17 protein-coding genes are annotated in these 19,797 nt (G+C 59.5%); 3 read left to right on the plus strand and 14 right to left on the minus strand.

Annotation, left to right across the window (positions count from 1 at the left end):
- Nucleotides 1–14 precede the first annotated feature (14 nt).
- From A8C75_RS15670 to A8C75_RS15735, 14 genes are all read right to left on the minus strand, one after another.
- Nucleotides 15–2,102 carry an MSCRAMM family protein gene (locus tag A8C75_RS15670; protein WP_157890308.1) on the minus strand — a complete coding sequence of 696 codons (2,088 nt, stop codon included), beginning with the start codon at nucleotides 2,100–2,102 and terminating at the stop codon, nucleotides 15–17.
- A gap of 93 nt (nucleotides 2,103–2,195) precedes the next feature.
- Nucleotides 2,196–3,575, minus strand: coding sequence for a hypothetical protein (locus tag A8C75_RS15675; RefSeq protein ID WP_067384446.1), 1,380 nt, complete (start codon nucleotides 3,573–3,575; stop codon nucleotides 2,196–2,198).
- A 384-nt stretch (nucleotides 3,576–3,959) separates the two neighbouring features.
- On the minus strand, nucleotides 3,960–6,119 hold the full coding sequence (gene gspD / locus A8C75_RS15680; protein WP_067384449.1) for a type II secretion system secretin GspD: 2,160 nt from the start codon (nucleotides 6,117–6,119) through the stop codon (nucleotides 3,960–3,962).
- Nucleotides 6,112–6,828 carry a hypothetical protein gene (locus tag A8C75_RS15685; protein ID WP_067384452.1) on the minus strand — a complete coding sequence of 239 codons (717 nt, stop codon included), beginning with the start codon at nucleotides 6,826–6,828 and terminating at the stop codon, nucleotides 6,112–6,114. The genes gspD and A8C75_RS15685 overlap by 8 nt, the downstream gene beginning before the upstream one ends.
- On the minus strand, nucleotides 6,825–7,427 hold the full coding sequence (gspM, locus tag A8C75_RS15690; protein ID WP_067384455.1) for a type II secretion system protein GspM: 603 nt from the start codon (nucleotides 7,425–7,427) through the stop codon (nucleotides 6,825–6,827). The genes A8C75_RS15685 and gspM overlap by 4 nt, the downstream gene beginning before the upstream one ends.
- Nucleotides 7,424–8,572 carry a PilN domain-containing protein gene (locus A8C75_RS15695; RefSeq protein WP_157890309.1) on the minus strand — a complete coding sequence of 383 codons (1,149 nt, stop codon included), beginning with the start codon at nucleotides 8,570–8,572 and terminating at the stop codon, nucleotides 7,424–7,426. The genes gspM and A8C75_RS15695 overlap by 4 nt, the downstream gene beginning before the upstream one ends.
- A 141-nt stretch (nucleotides 8,573–8,713) precedes the next feature.
- Entirely contained in the window at nucleotides 8,714–9,658 is a 945-nt protein-coding gene (locus A8C75_RS15700; protein ID WP_067384461.1) for a type II secretion system minor pseudopilin, read from the minus strand.
- Entirely contained in the window at nucleotides 9,636–10,352 is a 717-nt protein-coding gene (locus tag A8C75_RS15705) for a prepilin-type N-terminal cleavage/methylation domain-containing protein (RefSeq protein ID WP_067384465.1), read from the minus strand. The genes A8C75_RS15700 and A8C75_RS15705 overlap by 23 nt, the downstream gene beginning before the upstream one ends.
- Nucleotides 10,349–10,768, minus strand: coding sequence for a type IV pilus modification PilV family protein (locus A8C75_RS15710; protein ID WP_067384468.1), 420 nt, complete (start codon nucleotides 10,766–10,768; stop codon nucleotides 10,349–10,351). Before A8C75_RS15710 ends, A8C75_RS15705 begins: the two co-directional genes overlap by 4 nt.
- Nucleotides 10,761–11,306 (minus strand): GspH/FimT family pseudopilin, encoded by a 546-nt coding sequence (locus A8C75_RS15715; RefSeq protein ID WP_067384471.1) that lies wholly within the window; start codon nucleotides 11,304–11,306, stop codon nucleotides 10,761–10,763. The genes A8C75_RS15710 and A8C75_RS15715 overlap by 8 nt, the downstream gene beginning before the upstream one ends.
- Complete coding sequence (gspG, locus tag A8C75_RS15720; protein WP_335623761.1) at nucleotides 11,287–11,751, minus strand: type II secretion system major pseudopilin GspG; 465 nt, start codon at nucleotides 11,749–11,751, stop codon at nucleotides 11,287–11,289. Before gspG ends, A8C75_RS15715 begins: the two co-directional genes overlap by 20 nt.
- Before the next feature lie 33 nt (nucleotides 11,752–11,784).
- On the minus strand, nucleotides 11,785–13,005 hold the full coding sequence (locus A8C75_RS15725) for a type II secretion system F family protein (RefSeq protein WP_067384474.1): 1,221 nt from the start codon (nucleotides 13,003–13,005) through the stop codon (nucleotides 11,785–11,787).
- Between the two features lie 3 nt (nucleotides 13,006–13,008).
- The gene (gspE, locus tag A8C75_RS15730) at nucleotides 13,009–14,730 is read right to left on the minus strand and encodes a type II secretion system ATPase GspE (protein ID WP_067384477.1); all 1,722 of its coding nucleotides are present in this window, start codon (nucleotides 14,728–14,730) and stop codon (nucleotides 13,009–13,011) included.
- A gap of 386 nt (nucleotides 14,731–15,116) precedes the next feature.
- Entirely contained in the window at nucleotides 15,117–16,331 is a 1,215-nt protein-coding gene (locus A8C75_RS15735) for a GAK system CofD-like protein (protein ID WP_067384480.1), read from the minus strand.
- A gap of 192 nt (nucleotides 16,332–16,523) precedes the next feature.
- Between A8C75_RS15735 and A8C75_RS15740 the strand changes: the two genes are divergently transcribed.
- From A8C75_RS15740 to phnD, 3 genes are all read left to right on the plus strand, one after another.
- Nucleotides 16,524–17,738, plus strand: coding sequence for an EAL domain-containing protein (locus A8C75_RS15740; protein WP_067384483.1), 1,215 nt, complete (start codon nucleotides 16,524–16,526; stop codon nucleotides 17,736–17,738).
- Nucleotides 17,739–17,866: 128 nt separating this feature from the next.
- Complete coding sequence (gene phnC, locus A8C75_RS15745) at nucleotides 17,867–18,685, plus strand: phosphonate ABC transporter ATP-binding protein (RefSeq protein ID WP_067384486.1); 819 nt, start codon at nucleotides 17,867–17,869, stop codon at nucleotides 18,683–18,685.
- Nucleotides 18,686–18,714: 29 nt separating this feature from the next.
- The gene (gene phnD / locus A8C75_RS15750) at nucleotides 18,715–19,725 is read left to right on the plus strand and encodes a phosphonate ABC transporter substrate-binding protein (RefSeq protein ID WP_120785203.1); all 1,011 of its coding nucleotides are present in this window, start codon (nucleotides 18,715–18,717) and stop codon (nucleotides 19,723–19,725) included.
- The last annotated feature ends 72 nt before the right edge of the window (nucleotides 19,726–19,797 follow it).

A 19,797-nucleotide genomic window follows, 5' to 3' on the forward strand; every position in this document is an offset into this window, starting at 1 on the left:
GAAACTATTTTGTTTTAGGGGTCAACTACGATGGTGCAGGTATAGGTCGCCTGAGTCTCGAAGTTGAGACTGCTGGAAGTCTCGCTGTCGCCATCGAACAGATCGGTTTCAGCGATAACGGTACCGACACCTTCGCCAGTACAGCTAACGGTCGCTTTGGTTGCACCATGACCATCCATTGGCAACGAATCATAGCTGATGGTGAACTTGCCAAGCGGGGTGTTGTGGAAGCTTACGGTATCCTCGTCACCACTACCACAGGTGGCATCACCGGTCACTTCCACATTCTTGGCACTTTCACCGGCATAACCAGTTGGCGCGGTTTCCTCAACCTTGTAAGTGTCACCGACATTGAGATCAGCCAGGCAAGCTACGCCATTTACATCCGTGACTTGCGTACCCACAAGCTGGTCCTCGTCGTCATAGATGTTGAAGGTAACGCCAGGATGCGCAATCGTTGTCGGGTCACCATTAACGTCCTTCGTGGTTTTAGTGATTTTGATAGCTCCGGGTTTCCGCTCGTTCTCGAAAATCAGATTGACATCAGCATCGGCTGGCGTTGTCTCGGTGCGGGTGGCACAGGTTTCGAATACCGCAGATGTCGAGGCGTCAGAAGCGCCAAAATAGCCTTCAGGCACCGTCGTTTCACTTACGGTATAACTGACGACATCCAGCGAAGCATTCTTGATCGGCAGGCCATCAACACAGTGATAACCCGTCGGGCTTTCTGTCAAAGTAACCGGTAATGAAACATCACTTTGATCGGGAGTGTCGGAAATCACCTCGAATACAGCCCCAGCCAGCGCAGCACCGTCATCATCTGCCTTTTTCACCAGGATGGAACCCAGTCGCCGGTTGGTGAATTCCACTTCAGTTACCGGGATCGCAGGATCAACTTCGAAACACTGCGGGTCAGATCCGATATAGTTGGGCGGCACCACTGTCTCTTTCGCACAATAAAGCCCGGCAAAGATATCGGTGATTTGACATGTACCATTAGCCAGCGTTGTACATTTGACTGTCTCGCCAGCGCCATCCAAAAGTACAGTGTCAGGCGTTGCACCGTCCAGATTGAAGGTTCCCGTCGGCGCATTGTCGTTATAGATGGTGAACTCGGCACCTTCCAATACGGTACCAGCATCATCTTTCTTGATAATTTTTACAGTAGCGCAGTTGGTAATATCGACAGATTCAGGCGGAATAAAGTCTTTCAAGGCCGCGGTGAAAGAGTCGGACGAGCGGCTCTTCAGATAAACGCTACCGAAGCTTATACACTCTTCTGAACCCACTATCCCGGTCAGATTAAACTGTGCCTCACCAAAGGTTCGCGCATCGAGCCCGGCACCCTCATCGAGGCCGTCGGCGTCAGCATGCAGAATGGAGACATTGTTAATCGAACCCGCTGCCAGATTGGCCGCAGACAGGTTTTGTTTTTTACCCCAGCAAGGAAATTTGTTGGTCGCCTCGCATACTGTACTTGCCGCCGCGCCACCAGCGCTGGCTGCCGTTATCCACTGGGACAGGAAGAGCTCAGGCTTGGTCCCGCCATTTGCCAGGTCGTACTGCAGCAACAGGTCGTCCGCGGTACGTATCGGCGTTACGCCATTGGCTGATACAACATCCGACTGGTTGAACTCGAAGTCCATGTTCGTGGTGCCGTTCGGGTCCTGTACTCGGGTCCAGAATACGTTGACGAAAGTATCACCATCCTCTTCGACATAGATCCCGAATTTTTTCAGATCGCTTTTGTTCGGTGGAACACCCCCTGCAACAACGCTCGGCACTGCAGTGTCCTCGGAGGTTCCCTGACCGAAGGCACTGTCATCGGTCTTGTTACCGATAGTGATATCCTCGTCCGGAACTACGGTAACGCCGCTGGTCAATACTCCACCGGCATCCGTCCAGTCGATCCTCCCCATATCGTCCAGCTTGATATTCGCGCCGGGGTCTCCAGCTGTAAACGATCTTTCAATTTCAAAATCGCTGCCTGTCAGTGTTACGAGCGGATGCGCCGCCCAAACCACCGTCGATAATGCGCCGAGGCCAATTACCGCACCGAGCAAAGATCGCGTCAGTTTATTTCCGCTTCGAAGTAGTTTCATTTCCGCGCCCTCCAAGTTTCATTTGGGCATCATCGTTAAACCTCACTACGGCTAGTTGAGAGGTATGGATACGACGTATGTAGCCTTGATTTCTTACCATTTCCCCTCCTCGTTATAGGCAGACCAGATCGTTTCAAAGGCCTGCTGCAGTACCTGTTGAGCTACCGGACTATTCGTTTCCAGCAGCAAGGTATCAATCAAATCCAAACGCTGAGCCATCTGCTCACGGGTCAGTTGTGGCATCGCGTAACGCACCCCGAAGAGAACCTGGTTTCCACCCGGCCCAAAGGAGATGAATTTGTTCACGGAATAAATAGCGGCCGGCGACGTATTTTGTGGCTCGTTTTTAACCTTGGCTTTTGGATTGTTGAATTGAACCTGATAGGTTCCGGCGATCGTCCAGGCGATCTCCCGCCAAAGCGCGTCGGGAATCTGTTGTTGATGCACAGTGTCCATCAGTGCCACCTGAGCCTCGGGGTATTCGGCAGACTGCGCCAGCAGTTGCAGCGCAAAACGGGCGCCAAGATTTGTGCGGGGTGAATCTAGTGCCAGACGATCCCGAAGACTGGATAGTCCCGTACCGTCTGGCAATCCAGCCAGTGTCACGGCGGCATAACGCCCCCACCACATTTCCGGCACTTGCTCAAGATCGGGTATAAGACTGCTGTCGCCATAATTTTCAAATACCTGAAACAATGGAGCGATATCCCGGTCACTGTTGCCTTGAGCCGTTGCCAGTGACAGGGCTTCACGTGCAGATGACAGGATTTCTCTGTCATAAAGCCCGGGCCTGTACTCATCCAGGTACCGCCCCAAGGTTTGTATTTCGAGTGGATTGGTCGTGGCACGCAATTCCTCAAACCAGATAGCTTCCACCCCATTGCCACCAATACGATGCAGTACCTCAAACAGTGCCAGGCGCAGGGACGGAGGCTCGAGTTTTTCGGCTCCATCCCAAGCCCCTAAATCCACATCCAAAGAGCGCCTCAAGAATTGACGTATTGCTTCAATAGCGGTACTGCCCTGGTCGACCAGCAGATCCAGGTCTTTCATTAAATTGTCTAAATCAAAAGAAGTCAGGGTCCACGCAGGGCGTTGCTGTAACAACGCAAGACGCTCAATTACCTTATCCGCAGTACGGCTTTGTCCTGAGTTGTCTGCCAGTTCGGTATCAAGGTAGCGGTGCGACGCACTCCTACTCTCTTGTTTCTGTCCCAGCGGCGCTGGCAATATTGTCGTTGTCGATTGCGAGCTCCGGATGTTTGTGGCGGAAGCCGCTGCCGAATCGCCATCTGAGTGGAGCAGAGTATCTGGGCCCGGTGCGCCAGCCTGATCAAACCAGATATATATCGAAAGTCCGGCCACCAGAATCAGACCCAGCAGATCCCACACATCGATTAGATGGCTTTGAGTAGAACCGGAGTAACTCCCAGCTTTCTTGTCGGCGCCATTAATTACGTTGTTAAGAAACATAACTTACTCTATCTAGTAGTCAGCGAACTGCATCACAGGTGCTGTTCGTTACTAACTTAGGCAAGGGCCGGGCCATATCCATAAGCCATTGAAAATAAAAAAAATAATTGCCACTCAATGTGTATTGTTGAACCCAGACCGTAAAGCTGGGCTTACATAAATACGCAAAAATCACCTAAGGCATTGTATTTAAACAAAATAATTAAAAATACGGTTGTAAGCGTGACGATACATGCCTGTACAGGCAGCTTTGACAGGACACAAATACAGCGGGGAGCCGACGCAGGATTCTTCGATCGGTAGGTGATTGTACTTTATGGATTTTTAATATTATCGACGGTGCAACAAAACTGAGCGCGCCCGTACCAGACAGGGCGCGCAGGCCTAGTTGACCCTCGCGCCTCTATCCAGGGGTCTGGACTGCAGTTCAAGGCCGCGCAGCTTGTTGCGGTATTCGCGGGTGACCTCCCGCGCATCCGCCGTATCGGTGACGGCCGTGGGCGTAATCATGACCACCAGTTCGGTGCGCTGGGTGCTCTTGCCGCGGCTGCCAAAGGCCCAGCCCAGCAGTGGCACATGCCGCAGATAGGGTATGCCTTCCCCGCTGTAGGTGCGGTTTTCCTTGATCAGGCCGCCGAGCACCAGGGTTTCGCCGCTTTGCACGGCAACGCTGGTATTCACCCGGCGCTGGATAATGGTGGGCGAGTCGATACCCGAACTGGTGGTGCGATCGACATCGTTCACTTCCTGGGTAATATCCAGTACCACCATGCCACCGGCATTCACCCGCGGTGTTACTTCCAGCAGTACACCGGTATCACGGTACTGAATTGTGCTGGTGGTATTCCCAAGGTCACTGCTGGTATTGGTGGTCGATGAGGTTTGAATCGGCACCTGATCACCCACCTTGATCTCGGCGGTGTGATTATCCAGCACCATCAGGGTGGGCGAAGACACCACATTGAGGCGTGAATCCGTCGCCAGTACATTCAGCAATGCCCGGGTACTGGCGCCACTGATCACTTCGTAACTGCCGCTGCCGATCACATCGGCCGCCGAGGAAATCGGGCTTTGCCCGACAGTACCGAAGCCCTTGGTGCCGCTGCCCAGATGGTTTTTGAAGAACCATTGCAGGCCGTACTGCAGTTCATCTTCCAGCGAGACTTCAACAATGGTGGCCTCAACCAGCACCTGCAGCGGCAGCACATCCAGCTTCTGTATGGCCTTGTGCACCTTGTCGTAATCGCCGGGTGACGCCATGATCAGCAGGGCGTTGTTTTCGTTATCGGCGATAATGCTCACCTCACCCACATCGATATTGGCGGGCCCTGCGCTGGCTTCAGCCCTTGTGACGGTACCGTCTGCATCAGCGTCCGCCGCCGCCGTTGTGGCGGCGGCAGGCCTGCGTGCAGCATCCGCCTCGCGGGCCTGACGGTTGCGCCGCTGACCATCAAACAGCTGCCCGAGCATATCGGCCATGTTTTCAGCCCGTCCGTTCTGCACGTAATACACATACATGCCCAGCCCCTGGGCGCCTTCGCTGCGATCCAGCCGGGTGATCCAGGTCCTGGCATCCGACAGATATTTGCGCTGGGCGGTAATCACCAGCAACGCATTCAGCCGTTCGATAGGCATAAAACGCACCATGCCTGCCAGAGGGCCGTCGGCAGCATCGCCAAAGATGGCGCCCAGCTCCGCCACCAGCACCTCGGCATCCACCGACTGCAGCCGGAACAGGCCCACCGACATGCCCTGCAGCTGATCCACATCGAAGGTTTTAATGGTATCGCGCAGGCTCACCAGCTCGCCCTGAGTACCGCCCAGTACCAGCAGATTGCGCCGTTCATCGGCCTCCATCATGCCCTGGCGCGGTTTCAGCGGTTCCAGTATCTTGAGCATTTCCTGGGCACCGATATAGCGCAGCGGCACCACCAGTATCTGGTAGCCTCGGTCCGCGCTCAGATTGCCCCGCAGGCTGATGGCGCCACCGTTGACGCTGTCGATGGGTACCACTTCATACAAGCCGTTGCGATCAATCAGGGCCGCACCGTTAACCTGCAGCAGCTTTTCCAGCGTCGGCACCAGCGCATCGCGGCTGATCGGCCGGCTGGTCTGCATGTTGACGACCCCGCGCACCTGATCATCCAGAATGTAATTGGCCTGCAGAATATCCCCCAGAATGGTTTTCACCACCTCGCTGATCTCGGCACCCTGGAAGTTAAAGGTGATATCCCCCTCCGCCGGCGCCCCCTTGTCGTCGCTGCCGATATCAAAAAACACGCCATTGCCGCCATACAGCTCGGTGCGCGGTGCATCCTGGCCTTGCGGGACACCGGCCTCGGCGGCAAAACGCGTCGGTTCCGCCGAACTATCCAGCACCTTGCGACTCACTGCACTGGCCCCGCTGGGCCCGGCGTCGCGCTGAGCATCCGGATTGCGCCAGGGATTATCGAGCGCGTCCGGATTCTGCATGTCTTTCAGGGCGCAGGCACTCAGTGCCAGACAGGAGACCAGCAGCAGCGCGGTTTTGATGGCATTACTCATTCAGAGTCTCCTTCACGGATTCGGCTTGCTGTTCCAGCTGGCGCGAGGCTTCGCGGGTGCGCTCATCCAGCGGCGCAGCCTCGCTATCAGCACGGGCCGGCGTCGCCTGTTCGGGCACGGCCGCCGGTGTGCTGTCTCTGGGCTCCAGCAGATCCAGCGTCACCTGCTCGTCCCCCGAGCCCATGACAACCGTTTCCAGATTAATTTCATCCAGCACCCAGTTGGCATCCAGCGGCATGCCGGTACCCAGCCGCAGACGGCGTTCGCCATTGCGCTCCTTGAACAGCGCACGCACCTCGTCGCCCACCAGCACTATGCCGGTCAGTTTCCAGGTTTCCCGCAGCTCCTGGGCCGAACCACCGCTGGGCTCGCCCCCCTGGGGTCTGCGGCTGGAATGGAACAGGGGGCGCTCCAGCATTTCGTCAAACTGACTGCGCGGCGCAAACGGCGGCAGTGCGACGGCGTCGCCTTCCAGCACCTCGGGCTCTGCCTGCATAGTTTCAGTTTGCTCGTTTTTCGCCTGGTCATTTTCAAGCGGCATGAACTCAGACGGATCGACCTCTGACTGCTGGGTCTCTGACTGCTGAGGCTGCGGTACCGCAGTCGGCAGTGCTTTATCTGTCTCCTGCGCGGCTTTCAGCGGCGTCGATACCAGCACTACCAACAGCGCCGGCGCCAGAGCATTAAGGTAACTGCGCCACATGATCATGGTGTTTTTTCCCGCGGTGCAAAGCCTGTCAGGTCAAAGCGAATATCCAGTGCCGGCACGGCCTGTACTTCAACCCGGCGGTTATTTCTGCGCGCCACCCGGCTTTGTCGGCGCGGATTGGCCAGTACCGTGATGTTCTCGGCGAACAGCGCCGGCTTGCCGGACTCCAGGCTATAAAACAGGTTGACCAGATCATTGAGCTCGCCGCGCATATGCACCTGAATGGCGATGGTTTGCAAAGGCCCCGCCTCGGCCGATGTCAAAATCTGGGTACTGATGACCTGGCCACCACCACGGCCGACCTGACTGTGCAGATACTGCTGCAAATGCGCCGCCGCCAGTGCAGGCTTGTTCTGCGGCAAGTAAAGATCGGTAACCGGTTCCGCCGCCCGCAAGGTTGCCAGGCGCGCCTCGTCATCGGCCAGCCCAGCCGCCAGACGCTGATAGATCGACAGCTGATTTTCCAGCGACTCGATGCGTTCACCGTAGCTCAAATAGCTGCCCAGCACCGGCTTGACAAGCAGCGCCACCAGCAGCACCAGTATCAGCAGCAGCCCCACCGCCAGCAGGCGACTGCGTTGCGGGCTCAGGCGATTCATGGTGCGGCTTCCACTTCAGGCCCGGTTGGAATTACTGCAGCGGCGCCGGTTTCCAGTCGCGCCTCTATACTGAAGCGCTCGCGACGGCTGCGCGGATTGATGGTCACCGGGGAGGTGAAATCCACCGTCATTAACAACTCGGACCCCTCCAGCAAGCCGATAAGCGATGAAGCACTGCCCGACTCGCCCTGAATTCGCAGAACCTGGCCATTCAGCTCAAAGCGACTCAGCCAGGTATTGTCCGGCAGCTGGCGCGTCAGCTCATCAAGGATAATCAATGCCGGCACCTGAGCCGCTTTTTTGCGCCCCAGAAATTGCCGCCCATCGACCAGCGTATCGATTTCTGCGCGCACCTGCTGGGCACGCTGTGCCTGACTGCGGGGTTGCTCCAGCGCAGCCTCGAGGCTGGCCACCCGCTGCGAGCGCTCATACAACGGAAAGCCTGCCAGCAGCGCCAGCAAGACGACCGACAGCAGAATGCGGTTACGCAGTGAACGCTGGCGCTGCTGACCGGCGCTGGAGCGCTGCTGCCTGGGCAGCAGGTTGAGGGTCTGGCTTTCAAATGCGCTGGGCGTAATGACATCAATGGGGAAGACTGCAGTGGGCACGATGCCAAAGTTTTGCAGCTGTTGCAGCAGCCTATCCAGACGGCTGCGCGGCAACAGATACAGATCCACCAGGATGCGCTGATTCGCGCTGTCGCGCCGGGCAACCCGGTAACCGTAGTAAACCTCATCGGCACGAAAGGGTGTATGGCGATCCATCTCGAATCCCAGTACCGATTCAAGCCGTGATTCGGTAACCGCCGGCAGGGTCAACATCTTGTGCAAAACGCTGCGAGCATCCAGCTGCAGCAGGGTATGGCCGGCATCACGTGCCATCTGCATCAGTTGCTGCCGCAGTTGCGGCGCAGGGACGCTGTCCAGCGCCACGCGATAGGCTTCTTCGTCATGATCCAGCACCACCAGCTGCGGATCTTCCGGCTGCTCGATACGCAGCACCAGTGCCATAACACTGAAGCGCCGGCGCCAGCTGGCCGGCAGCAGCCCACGTAGCTCGGCGCTCCACCAATACCAAAAACCGGACAGAAGCTGAAAAAGCCCCTCTCGCCAACGCTGCAATCGGCTACCGGTTGTCTCGATCACCGGTATCTCCTTATTTACTAAAATAATTATTTGTTGAGCCTAGTTCATATTAGGCGCAGGAGCCCACTCGGTGGGCGAATACTCCCAGGTGCAGGGTTTTATATCAGCGCCATTCTCACGGGGGCTCCCACAACGGGCTTTTTACATGCCGACTTCTTCAAACAGCGGTTCCATTTCGCGCTGAACTCGGCTCAGCCCACCCTGAGCCGAACGGCCGCGACGCTGAATCTGGGCACTGAAACGCGCCCGCACCACCGGCCCGACCTCGGCTTCGGCCAGCACTGTGTAGTTAACCCCCTCGCGCCCGGCAGTCATGTACTGAGACTCAGGCAACGGCGGTTCCGGCGCATCCAGACCATCGAGTCGGTTACGCCGCCGCTGTTCGATATACTGATCGACCGTGCCCTCATCCGCGCCGGGCAATGCCAGCAACGCCAGCCGCGGCGCGTACAGTGGATTGATGGCCGGCAGGCCATTGAAAACGGTCAGGCTGCCCTTGACGCGGCGGTAGATGTCCGCCGTCATACCCAGCACCCGTTGCAGCTCCTCGACCCTTTCAAAGGACGCATCCTTGGCCCCGTCTTCCCGACCCGCTGCCAGATAGTCATCATCCTCAGCGCCGTTGAGGCGACGCAGGTCGTCATCGTCACGCCAATCCAGAATCGCATCGGCCAATGCATCAGCCGTGGAAGCGTCCAGCTCTGCTGCCAGGAAGAGCCCACTCAGCAGCTCGACTGGCGCCGCATTCAGATCAATCTTGCCGCTCTCATCCTGCAACGCCACCCGCACCGGGATATCATCCAGCAACAGCCGCTGTACGCTGCCATCGGCCAGCCACTGTTCATCCGGCGGTTGCTGCAGATTCCACAGCGCCCACTGCATGCCGGCTTCGCTGGCATACTTGCCCTGGGTCGCCGCCACCAGGTTCTGCGCCAGCTGGGCATTGCTGCGACTGCCCTGGGACAGGTTGGCCGCCAGCAGCGACAGCAGTACCAGCACCCAGAGTACGGCGACCAGCGCCAGGCCCCGCTGTTGCCAGCCAGCACGACTAGGCCCGGAATGATTACAACAGGGTTTTGCCGCCATAGCGGTACTCCGTCGGTGACACCGTCAGCTGCGGCCAGAAGGCGGTAACAGCCTCGCCCGCCAGGCCATTGTCATCCTCAGGCAACGCACGCAGACGCACCAGATAGGGCAATACGGATTGGTCCTGCCATTCCCGGCGCCACTCCGGCTGATCACTCTCATCGTAATAGAGATACTCAAGTTCAAGTTCGGCGACGCCCTGCAGCAGCACTCTCTCTTGCGGTTCAGTAAGGGCAATCTGCTCGCCGTTGATACCCTCGCCGCTCGACTCAAGCGGGTTCTGCCAGTCGATGACCTCACCTTCGGTATAGACCCGCGTTGTCATGATCAGCTGGCGGGGCTGGCCGTTATCCGGACCCTTCACGCGCAGCTGACACCAGTAGAGTTGCGCCGAACCCCTGCGCGCGGGCAGCTCGGTAACGAAGGTCAGCTGCTGTGCGTCACCGTACATGGCAACCGACAGTCGCGTTTCAGTATCCCGCACCCGCAAGGGCTGCGCCTGCTCCAGCAGGCGGCGCACAAAGCTTTGCACCAGATAGCTTTCGTGCGCCCGCTCCTGCTGCCGGATCACCCGTTCCCAGCTGCCCGTAGCGATGCGAAAGGCGCCAAACACCAGCATGGCCACCAGCCCGGTCAGCAGCAATGCGATCAGCAGCTCTACCAGGGTGAAACCCTGGCTTTGGCGGCCGTTCATTGCTCGTTGACCAGGCGCAGCGTGGTCAGGGTGAGTTCCTGATTACCATCCCAGTGCACCGTCACATCGATTTTATAGGGTACCCAGAAGGACTCGACGGCCAGTTCCTGGTCCGGAAACGCAAAGCGTTCAACACGCGAGGACCAGTCAAAACGCTCATCAATAGGCCCCTGATCGCGCCCGGAGCGCAGTTCGTTCAGGGTCGAGAGTTCCGCCAGACGCGACTCGGCCAGCAATAGCGCCTGCTGCTGCGCACTGGCGCTGCCGGTGGTACGCATGGTCAACGAGAATATCTGCAGAATGACACCCAGGGACAACGCCAGAATCACGAAGGCCACCAACACTTCGAGCAGTGTAAAGCCGTGCTGGCGGCCCGCACCCTGGCCACAGGATCGGGCGTTGAATGGACTAGCCATTGGGCACAGCCTCCACCGGGGTCCCATCATCGATATGCACCCGACCGGTGAGCCAGTCGACATCGATCCGGTAGCGCCCGGACGGGCCGCTCAGCAGCAGACTGCCGCCACTGGAGCTGCCATCGGGATAAAACCGGATGCTGGGCCCAGGCGCCGAGGCTTCGAGGCTCAGTGGAGCTAGAATTTCATGCCCCAACGCCAGGCTGCCGGCATCGCTGAGGCTCAGCGCTATGCTGTCCGGCAGAACAACGGGACCTTCGCGATGGCTCAGGCGCAGGGCATGGACATCGGGATCAAGGTCAATGGCGATCAGACGGCTTTCCGCCATCGCCCGACTGCGGGCATGGCGCAGCAAGGAGGCCGTTTTCTGGGTCGTGCTTTTGAGCTCAACCCCAGGTACTACAGCCGCAAAGCGCGGCACCACCAGGCTCAGCATCAGGGTGGCCAGCACCAGTACCACCAGCAGCTCCAGCAGCGTAAAACCGGCCTGGGCGGCGGCTTTCACGCAGACACCGCCATTACTCCCAGCTGCGCACATCCTGGTTCTCCCCATCACCGCCGTCGCGGTTATCAGCGCCCAGAGAATAAAGATCAAATTCGCCGTGCTGACCCGGAAAGACATAAACATAGTCATAGCCCCAGGGATCCTTGCGCACCACGGTTTTCTTCAGATAGGGGCCATTCCAGTTCGGCGCACTGGAGGGTTTCTTGATCAGCGCATCCAGCCCCTCGGCCCCCGTCGGATAACGGCCCACTTCAAGCCGGTACAGATCGAGCGCCGCACTCAGTTCTTCGATCTGCAGCGCCGCAGTTTTAGTTTTGGAGGTGCCCAGATGCTTGAGCACCTGCGGGCCCACCAGGCTCGCCAGTAACCCGAGGATCACCAGCACCACCAGCAGTTCAAGCAGCGTAAAGCCCGCGACTCCATGGCGAATGCCGGCAGAGGCAGTGGAGGGCTTTGCATGGGTGGGAAAAATACTCACGATTTGCAGTCCTCAGATGTCAAGTGACAGGGGTCAAAGTGGCAGTTCGTTGATCGACATGATCGCAACCAGGATCGACATGATAATGCCGGCGATCATGAGCCCTAATCCCACAATAAGTACGGGCTCCAGAATGGTCAGCATGCGCTGCAGGGCATTGGCCACCTCGCGATCATAGACATCCGCCACCTTGAGCAGCATGTCATCGAGTTGGCCGGTTTCTTCCCCCACCTGGATCATCTGCAACGCCAGGGTCGGGAACACACCGGTGGCCTGCAGTGGCTCGGCAAGACGACGGCCCTCCTTCAGGCTCGCAGCAGCGGTATCGGCGCCCTGCACCATCATGCTGTTTGAAAGCGTTTCCCGTGCAATCTGCAGCGCACTCAGCAGGGGTACGCCACCGCGTACCAGGGTCCCCAGGCTGCGACTGAAGCGGGCCGTGTCCAGACGCTGCAACAGGCTGCCCAGCAGCGGCAGGCGCAACAGCCAGGCATCCCAGCGCAGGCGCACACTGGCATCCTGCAAGCGGCGGCGAAACCAGAGCACAAACAGGATCAGCAATAACAGCACCCAGGGCCCACCATCGCGCACCAGCTCGGCCAGGCCGATCACGATCTGGGTCGAAAGCGGCAGCGCCTTGCCCATATCATCGAACAGTTGCTGAAACTGCGGGATCACATAGGTCAGAATCACCAGCAGCGAGAGGCCGGCCACGCAAAGCAGGATCAGCGGATAGAGCAGCGCCGACAGAGTTTTTTCGCGCAATTCGCGGCTGCGCTCAAGATAGAGTGCCAGATCACCCAGGCCATCCGCCAAACTGCCGGACATCTCGGCGGCATGCACCATGCTGATATAAAAGCGCGAAAAACGCCCGCCCTGCTCTTTCAACACCACCGACAACGCCTGCCCCTTGCGCACGCCGTCCTGAATCCTTCCGAGCAGCGCCAGCGACTGCTCGTCACCGGCAACCCGGCGCATGATATCCAGCGCCCGGTCCAGAGTGACGCCGGCACGCATCAGGGTCGCAAGATCCAGACTGAACTGCAGCACCTGGCGCTGCGACGATGCCCCCAGGGTCAGTTTCAACTGCAGTAGCGAGGCCAAGCCTGTACCGCTGCCCGCCTCCTCCACCGAGATGGGGATCAGACCGCCGCGCTGCAGCTGCTGCACCGCCAGGGCCTGATCGGCGGCTTCCAGCGCACCGCTGCGCTCCTCGCCTTCTGCCGTGACCGCCCGGTACTGAAACTGCGCCATGGTTCAGGACTCCTGGGTGACACGAATGACTTCTTCAAGATTGGTCAGGCCCGCCAGGGCTTTCAGGCAACCATCCTCGTACAGGGTGCGCATGCCGGCAGCGCGGGCGGCCTGCAGAATCCGCCCGGAGTCCGCATGCTGCAGCGCCAGACGGCGCACTTCATCATTCATCATCAGCAGCTCATGGATCACCAGCCGGCCATGGAAACCGGTGCCCTGACAGTGTTCGCAGCCCCGGGCCCGGTACAGCCGCACCGGCCGGCCTGCGTTCAGCGCCTCGAGCTTCAGCTCCCGGGTCACTTCCGCCAGGGGTTCGTAGACCTCCTTGCAGTGAGTGCACAGCAAGCGCACCAGACGCTGACCGACAATCGCATTCAGGGTCGAAGTCAGCAGATAGTCCTCTACGCCCATTTCCAGCAAACGGGTCACACTGCTGGCGGCATCGTTGGTGTGCAGGGTTGAAAGCACCAGATGACCGGTGAGGGCCGACTGAATACAGATGCGGGCGGTTTCCAGATCGCGCATCTCGCCCACCATGATGACATCCGGATCCTGCCGTACGATGGAACGCAGCGCGTTGGCGAAATTCAAACCGATGGCCGATTTCACCTGGATCTGGTTAATACCCTCGAGCTGATACTCCACCGGATCTTCCACCGTGATCAGCTTGCGCTCCGGCGTATTCAGGCGGTGCATGGCCGTATAAAGGGTGGTGGTTTTGCCGCTACCGGTGGGGCCTGTCACCAAGATCATGCCATTGGGAATTTTCAGCAGCTGCTCCAGGTCCCGGCGGATGTCCTCGGAAAAACCCAGTTCGGCAAAGTCCAGCGACACACTTTCGCGGTTCAGCAGACGCATCACCACGCTCTCGCCGTGCATGGTGGGGACGGTGGAGACACGCACATCCAGATCCTGCCCCTGCACCCGCAGCTCTATGCGACCGTCCTGGGGCAGACGCCGCTCGGCTATATTCAGCCGCGCCATGATCTTGATACGGGAAATCACCGCCGGGGACATTTTCACCGGGGGCGCTTCGCCCTCCTTGAGCACCCCATCGATGCGAAAACGCACCTTGAGACTGTTTTCGAAGGGTTCGATATGAATATCCGACGCCCGCGCCTCAACCGCTCGCTGAATAATCAGATTGACCAGCCGTATCACAGGGGCGCCGCTGGCCATGTCCATCAGCAGTTCAACACTCTCCTCGGCATCCTCACTCGGCGCCACCTCGGACAGAATGCCCCCCATCTGGCTCTGGCCCTCACCGTGCAGTCGCTCCAGCGCCGCATCGATTTCGGAGCCGACACCCACCACAACGCTAATGGGCGCATCCACCGCCAGTGCCACCGCATCCCGGGAAAATGCATCCTGCGGGCAGACCATGGCCAGCACCAGGGTGTCATCATCCCGGCGCAGCGGGACCAGCTGTGCCTCCTTCATAAAGCGGTACGACAGGCCAGCATCCAGCACCGCAACCTCTGGATAGTCCGCCGCCTGCGCCAGCGGCAGCTGCAGCAACTCGGCCAGACTGGCCGCCATATTGCGTTCGGATACCAGCCCGAGCTTTACCAGCAGTGCCGACAGCGGCGCCGCCTCTGGCTGACTGCCACGCATGCGCTCGACTCTGAGCAAGTCTGCTTCCGACAAACGCCCGGCCCTGACCAGCGCCTGGCCCAGCGCACTGTCGTCCAGGTGCTCCATGCGCGACGCAACGGCTACCGACATGGACCTCTCCTCCGGGTGTGTTGGTTTCACGGGGCTGAAGTGCGCGCCTTTCTAATTCAAATAAAAACGCTGATGTCTAGCTCTAGGCGCTAGCACAACTATAGCTGAAGTAAATTCAGCCACCGCAGCGGGGCCACGATGGAGGGGTACTGAAAAACAGGGAGGAAACGAAGCCGCATTTAGACGCTTGCTGCAGGTGAAGTGCCGGGCGGAATTTTATAGCAGTTTTTTGGAGGAGGCACCTTGACGGCGGAGCAGTGAAGATCCGGCGCGCACTGCAGCCGAAGGCCGGCTGATGGGGGCGTATTCTTCAAGGTAAAAAGTCTGGGATACTTTCTTTGCACGAGCAAAGACAGTATCGCGCCAGCAAGGCGCAATACGCAGCATCAGGCCAGCGACAGCAGCGCCTCGCTTAGCAGCTGCGCATCGGCCAGGGGTGCGCTCTGCACCGAGACCAGCGGCAGATCCAGTACCCGCACGCCCAGAGCATGCAGCGCCGGGACATCGATACCGCCGTTGTAGCACCCATTGCGGCTGTCGATCATCACATAGTTCAGCAGCTGCACCACCGGCACCGGCGGCTCACAATCCTGGCGCAGCACCGCCAGCAGACGCCGTACGGCATCCGTCAGGCTGATACCCTGCTGTTCCGGGTCCGTCCCCAGGCTCGGCACATAGACCTTGGGCGCAGCACTGGCGGCAATCGCGCGGCCGGCACCGCGGGGCAACAGGTTGGCCAGCACGCTGGTATAAAAACTGCCGGGCGGAAAACAGATCAGCTCGGCGGCGGCAATCATGCGCTGGCGGGACTCGGGCAGCACCGACTGTACCGGCTGCCATTCATCCGGCGAGTGGCTCAGGCTCAGCTGCTCGATCACCGCATGCCTGGCCGCCAAATCCAAACCGGTAATCAAATGCTCACCTATCACCCGGGAGCCATCATCCAGATGCGCCACCAGGTGGTAGTTGTCGTTGGTCACGGTATGCACCTCGCCCAGCACCTGGGCATGACGGGCAAATTCGGCGATGGCCGCATCCAGGTTCTTGGCATTGCGCAGATAGGTGCCGGCCAGCACCAGGTTGCCGATGCTGGCGCCACGCAGGTCAAAATCCTCTGCCATGGCCTCGCGACAGGCTTGAAGCTGGATGCAGATCAGCCCCCGGGTCTGCTGATCGACAACCGCCGCCAGCGGATGTTCGCCGGCGACAATAGTGTCCAGCTCCGCCCGCAGCTGCGGGCCAGCGGCGCTCTTGGACAGGCGATGTGCAAACAGTCGCACGCCTTCGGGATGCCCCGTCACCCGTTCATCGGCCAGCGACATCAGCCGGCTGCGCAGGTCGCCGATGGCCGGCATCGAAAAGGCCTTGCGCAGGATGGCCGAGCTGCCCCCCGAATCATAGGGCGTCACCAGGTGCACCGAATTATGGGTAAAACGCTTGAGGGCACGGCTGGTGCTGTCCAGCGCAGAACCGCCGGTGAAGAACAGCAACTGCGGGCCAGCGGCAGGATCCCCTGCGAACAAATCAAGCCGCTGGGGATCCGGCGCCCAACTGGGCGGGAGGGGGTCGGTAATACGGTTAACGCGTTTCCCTGAAAGCATTCGCGGCGCTGACTCATAACGACAAAAACAGCGCTTATTATTACCCATCCGGCGGTGATGCCAAAGCGAAGATATCATTTTCACGCCCCGGCCTGGGTGAATATCCAGCCGGCGCCCCTGCTGCATCTCAGCCTGGCACGGCGCTTGCCTGCACCTTGCCCAGAAGCGCACAGGCAACAACAGGAGGTCAGCATGAGCGAGACGGTATTTCCCTGGTTCCAGCCCATTGTCGAAGTCGCCAGCGGCCGGGTTGCAGGTTTCGAAGCCCTGGCCCGGCGCCGGGGCCCCACGGGCGAGGTCGAGTCCGCTGCAGACATCTTCAGCGACCCGGCCCGTTCGGCCGCGGAACGCCTCGACGTGGATCGCAGCGTACGCTATCAGGCACTGCAGAAATTCAGCACCCTGGCGGGCCCGCAGTTCCTGAGTTTGAACCTGTCGCCGGAATGGATCGACAACCTGCAGGCCCGTGATGACCAGCCCACGCTGTCGATGATTCGGCAGCTCGGGCTGGACCCGGCCCGGCTGATACTGGAAATCACCGAACATAACGGCAAGATCGAGCAGATCCAGCGCCAGGCCAGCCGCTACCGTGCCGCCGGCATCGGTATCGCCTACGACGATTTCGGCACCGGTTTTCAGCAGCTCGACCGCCTGCTCGCCTTCACGCCCAACCTGATCAAGCTGGATCTGCGCATGTTCCATCATGGTGCATGCAGTGCCCACAAAGAGGCGATCCTGCAGATGGTCGGCCAGATGGGCGCTCAGCTGGGTAGCAAGATTGTCTGCGAGGGCGTTGAAACGGCTGAGGATTTTTATCTGGCACTGCAGTGCAATGCCAGCTACGTACAGGGATTTGTCTTTGCCCCGGCACTGCCCGAGTTTGTCGACGCCAACTCGACAAAGGCGCGGGTGCGGCAACTGCTGAACCAACGCCTCGACATGACGGTGGAACACACGGCCCGGGCCCAGTGGAATGAAAAGCGCCTGCACAGCAGCCTGCTGGCGCTGCGCGACCTGCTGCTCACCGGCGATGGCAGCGCGGCACTGGACAATTATCATCCGAGCCCGGACATCCAGCGTCTTTATATCTGCAACCGCGAAGGCGATCAGACCTCCCCCAACTACAGCTTCCACCAGGGCCAGTGGCAGACCGACAGCAGTGTCATCGGCAATAACTGGAGCTGGCGGCCGTACTTTTACCAGCTGATCGGCTCCACCGACTATCAGCGGCGCATCCTGCGCTCGGCGCCCTACCTCGATATAAGCACCGGCCAGCGCTGCGTCACCCTGAGCCTGGCGCTCGACAACCGCCGTGTCTTGCTGGTCGATGTCAGCGCACCGCAACGCCTGGGCAGCAGCGACAGCTGTCACAGCGAACTGATGCCTCGGCTCAACGGCGCCGCCTGAGCCTGCACTCTCGCCCCCGACTTGAAAGGGTCATAAAACCGACACCTGTCGTACATGTCTAGATAACTGCACTGTCACGAAGCCTGTTTAAAGTTGCCTCCATCGTCGGGACAACAACAGAGGCCCTCATGCACGTTATCGATATTCACTCCGTTCGCAAGTCGTTCACCCCCAGTCAGCGGGCTCTGTGCGATGTCGATCTGCAGGTCAGCCAGGGCGAGATGGTCGCCCTTATAGGCCCCTCCGGATCGGGCAAGTCCACCCTGTTGCGCCACATCTCGGGCCTGACCCTGGCCGATCGCCAGAGCCAGGGTCATGTACAGGTGCTGGGGCGTGATGTTCAGCGCAACGGCCGACTGCAGCCCGGTGTGCGTCAATCCCGCGCCCGCATTGGTCATGTTTTTCAGCAGTTCAACCTCATAGGTCGGCTGAGCGTACTCAACAATGTACTGATCGGCGGGCTGAGCCGCATGCCTGTCTGGCGCAGCCTGACAGGCCGCTTTACCCAGGCCGAACAACAGGATGCCCTTGATGCGCTGGCGCGCGTCGGCATGGCGGACTTTGCCAGACAGCGGGCCTCCACCCTGTCCGGCGGCCAGCAGCAGAGGGTCGCCATTGCCCGCACCCTGATGCAGCGTGCAGAAATCATCCTCGCCGACGAACCCATTGCCTCGCTGGACCCGGAATCCTCCCGCCTGGTCATGGAAACCCTGCGCCGGATCAACCAGGACGACGGCATCACCGTCGTGGTGACGCTGCATCAGGTCGACTACGCCCGCAGCTACTGCGACCGCGCAGTGGCACTGCGCCACGGCCAGCTACAGTTCGACGGCCCCATGCAGGACCTGGGCGCCGATCAGCTGGCACAGCTGTATCGCGGCCTGCCGGACACACAGCCGCACCTCGCCGCTCGTACTCCAGCCACTTTCACACTGTCCCCCGCCTGATGGCATTCAAGCACACAGAGGCTCCTCCCATGAAACTGAAAAAACTGCTTAATGGCCTGGCCGCAGGCCTTGGCCTGAGCCTTGGCATTGCCGGTACGGCACTGGCTGATGACGCCGCCAGGGCGCTGAATTTTGGCATCATTTCCACCGAATCATCGCAGAACCTGAAAACCCTGTGGCAACCCTTCCTGGCCGACATGTCGCGCGAGCTTGGCGTCGAGGTCAAACCCTTCTTCGCCTCCGACTACGCCGGTATCATTCAGGGCATGCGCTTCGACAAGGTCGACGTGGCCTGGTTCGGCAACAAATCCGCCATGGAAGCCGTCGATCGTGCCGGTGGCGAGATCTTCGCCCAGACAATTGATGTTACCGGCAACCCCGGCTACTGGAGCGTGCTGATCACCCAGGCCAGCAACGACCGGATCAACAACATTGATGACATGTTCAAGCATGCCGGCGAGCTGAACTTCGGCAATGGCGATCCCAACTCCACCTCAGGCTTCCTGGTACCCGGTTATTACGTGTTCGCCCGCAACGGTGTCGATCCCAAGGTCGCTTTCAAGCGCACCACCAATGCCGGCCATGAAACCAACTTCCTGTCGGTGGCCAATGGTCAGCTGGATATCGCCACCAACAACACCGAGAACGTCGACCGTATCGCCAAGACCCACCCGGACAAGGTCGAGAAGGTCAAGGTCATCTGGACGTCACCGCTGATTCCGTCCGACCCCATCGTCTGGCGCAAAAACCTGCCCGAAGCCGACAAGAGCAAAATCTATGATTTCATCATGGGTTACGGCACCGACGGCGACGCGCAGCACCTGACTGTGCTCAAGGCCCTTGGCTGGGCGCCGTTCAAGCCCTCCAGCGATGATCAACTGCTGCCTATTCGCCAGCTCGTGCTGTTCAAGGAGCGCCTCGCGCTGGTTGGCGACACCACCCTGAATGACACCCAAAGGCAGGCAAAACTTGCCGAGATCGACACCCAGCTGGCGACACTGAACCGTCGCATGGCGGCGCTGGACGCCGCTGCACGCTAATGCTCAACGGATACCGACCTAACAGCTAACCCCAGGGGCGGCACTCCGCCGCCCCGTCACTTCAAGACGACA

The sequence above is a fragment of the Marinobacterium aestuarii genome, from assembly GCF_001651805.1.
Classification (GTDB): Bacteria; Pseudomonadota; Gammaproteobacteria; order Pseudomonadales; family Balneatricaceae; genus Marinobacterium_A; species Marinobacterium_A aestuarii.

Excerpts from the sequence above, each read along its gene's own strand:
- gspE (WP_067384477.1), bottom strand. The coding sequence starts at position 14,730 with ATGTCGGTAGCCGTTGCGTCGCGCATGGAGCACCTGGACGACAGTGCG.
- A8C75_RS15710 (WP_067384468.1), bottom strand. The coding sequence starts at position 10,768 with ATGGCTAGTCCATTCAACGCCCGATCCTGTGGCCAGGGTGCGGGCCGC.
- gspM (WP_067384455.1), bottom strand. The coding sequence starts at position 7,427 with ATGAATCGCCTGAGCCCGCAACGCAGTCGCCTGCTGGCGGTGGGGCTG.
- A8C75_RS15735 (WP_067384480.1), bottom strand. The coding sequence starts at position 16,331 with ATGCTTTCAGGGAAACGCGTTAACCGTATTACCGACCCCCTCCCGCCC.
- phnC (WP_067384486.1), top strand. The coding sequence starts at position 17,867 with ATGCACGTTATCGATATTCACTCCGTTCGCAAGTCGTTCACCCCCAGT.
- A8C75_RS15685 (WP_067384452.1), bottom strand. The coding sequence starts at position 6,828 with ATGATCATGTGGCGCAGTTACCTTAATGCTCTGGCGCCGGCGCTGTTG.
- phnD (WP_120785203.1), top strand. The coding sequence starts at position 18,715 with ATGAAACTGAAAAAACTGCTTAATGGCCTGGCCGCAGGCCTTGGCCTG.
- gspD (WP_067384449.1), bottom strand. The coding sequence starts at position 6,119 with ATGAGTAATGCCATCAAAACCGCGCTGCTGCTGGTCTCCTGTCTGGCA.
- A8C75_RS15715 (WP_067384471.1), bottom strand. The coding sequence starts at position 11,306 with ATGTGCGCAGCTGGGAGTAATGGCGGTGTCTGCGTGAAAGCCGCCGCC.
- A8C75_RS15700 (WP_067384461.1), bottom strand. The coding sequence starts at position 9,658 with ATGGCGGCAAAACCCTGTTGTAATCATTCCGGGCCTAGTCGTGCTGGC.
- A8C75_RS15725 (WP_067384474.1), bottom strand. The coding sequence starts at position 13,005 with ATGGCGCAGTTTCAGTACCGGGCGGTCACGGCAGAAGGCGAGGAGCGC.
- A8C75_RS15740 (WP_067384483.1), top strand. The coding sequence starts at position 16,524 with ATGAGCGAGACGGTATTTCCCTGGTTCCAGCCCATTGTCGAAGTCGCC.
- A8C75_RS15675 (WP_067384446.1), bottom strand. The coding sequence starts at position 3,575 with ATGTTTCTTAACAACGTAATTAATGGCGCCGACAAGAAAGCTGGGAGT.
- A8C75_RS15670 (WP_157890308.1), bottom strand. The coding sequence starts at position 2,102 with ATGAAACTACTTCGAAGCGGAAATAAACTGACGCGATCTTTGCTCGGT.
- A8C75_RS15705 (WP_067384465.1), bottom strand. The coding sequence starts at position 10,352 with ATGAACGGCCGCCAAAGCCAGGGTTTCACCCTGGTAGAGCTGCTGATC.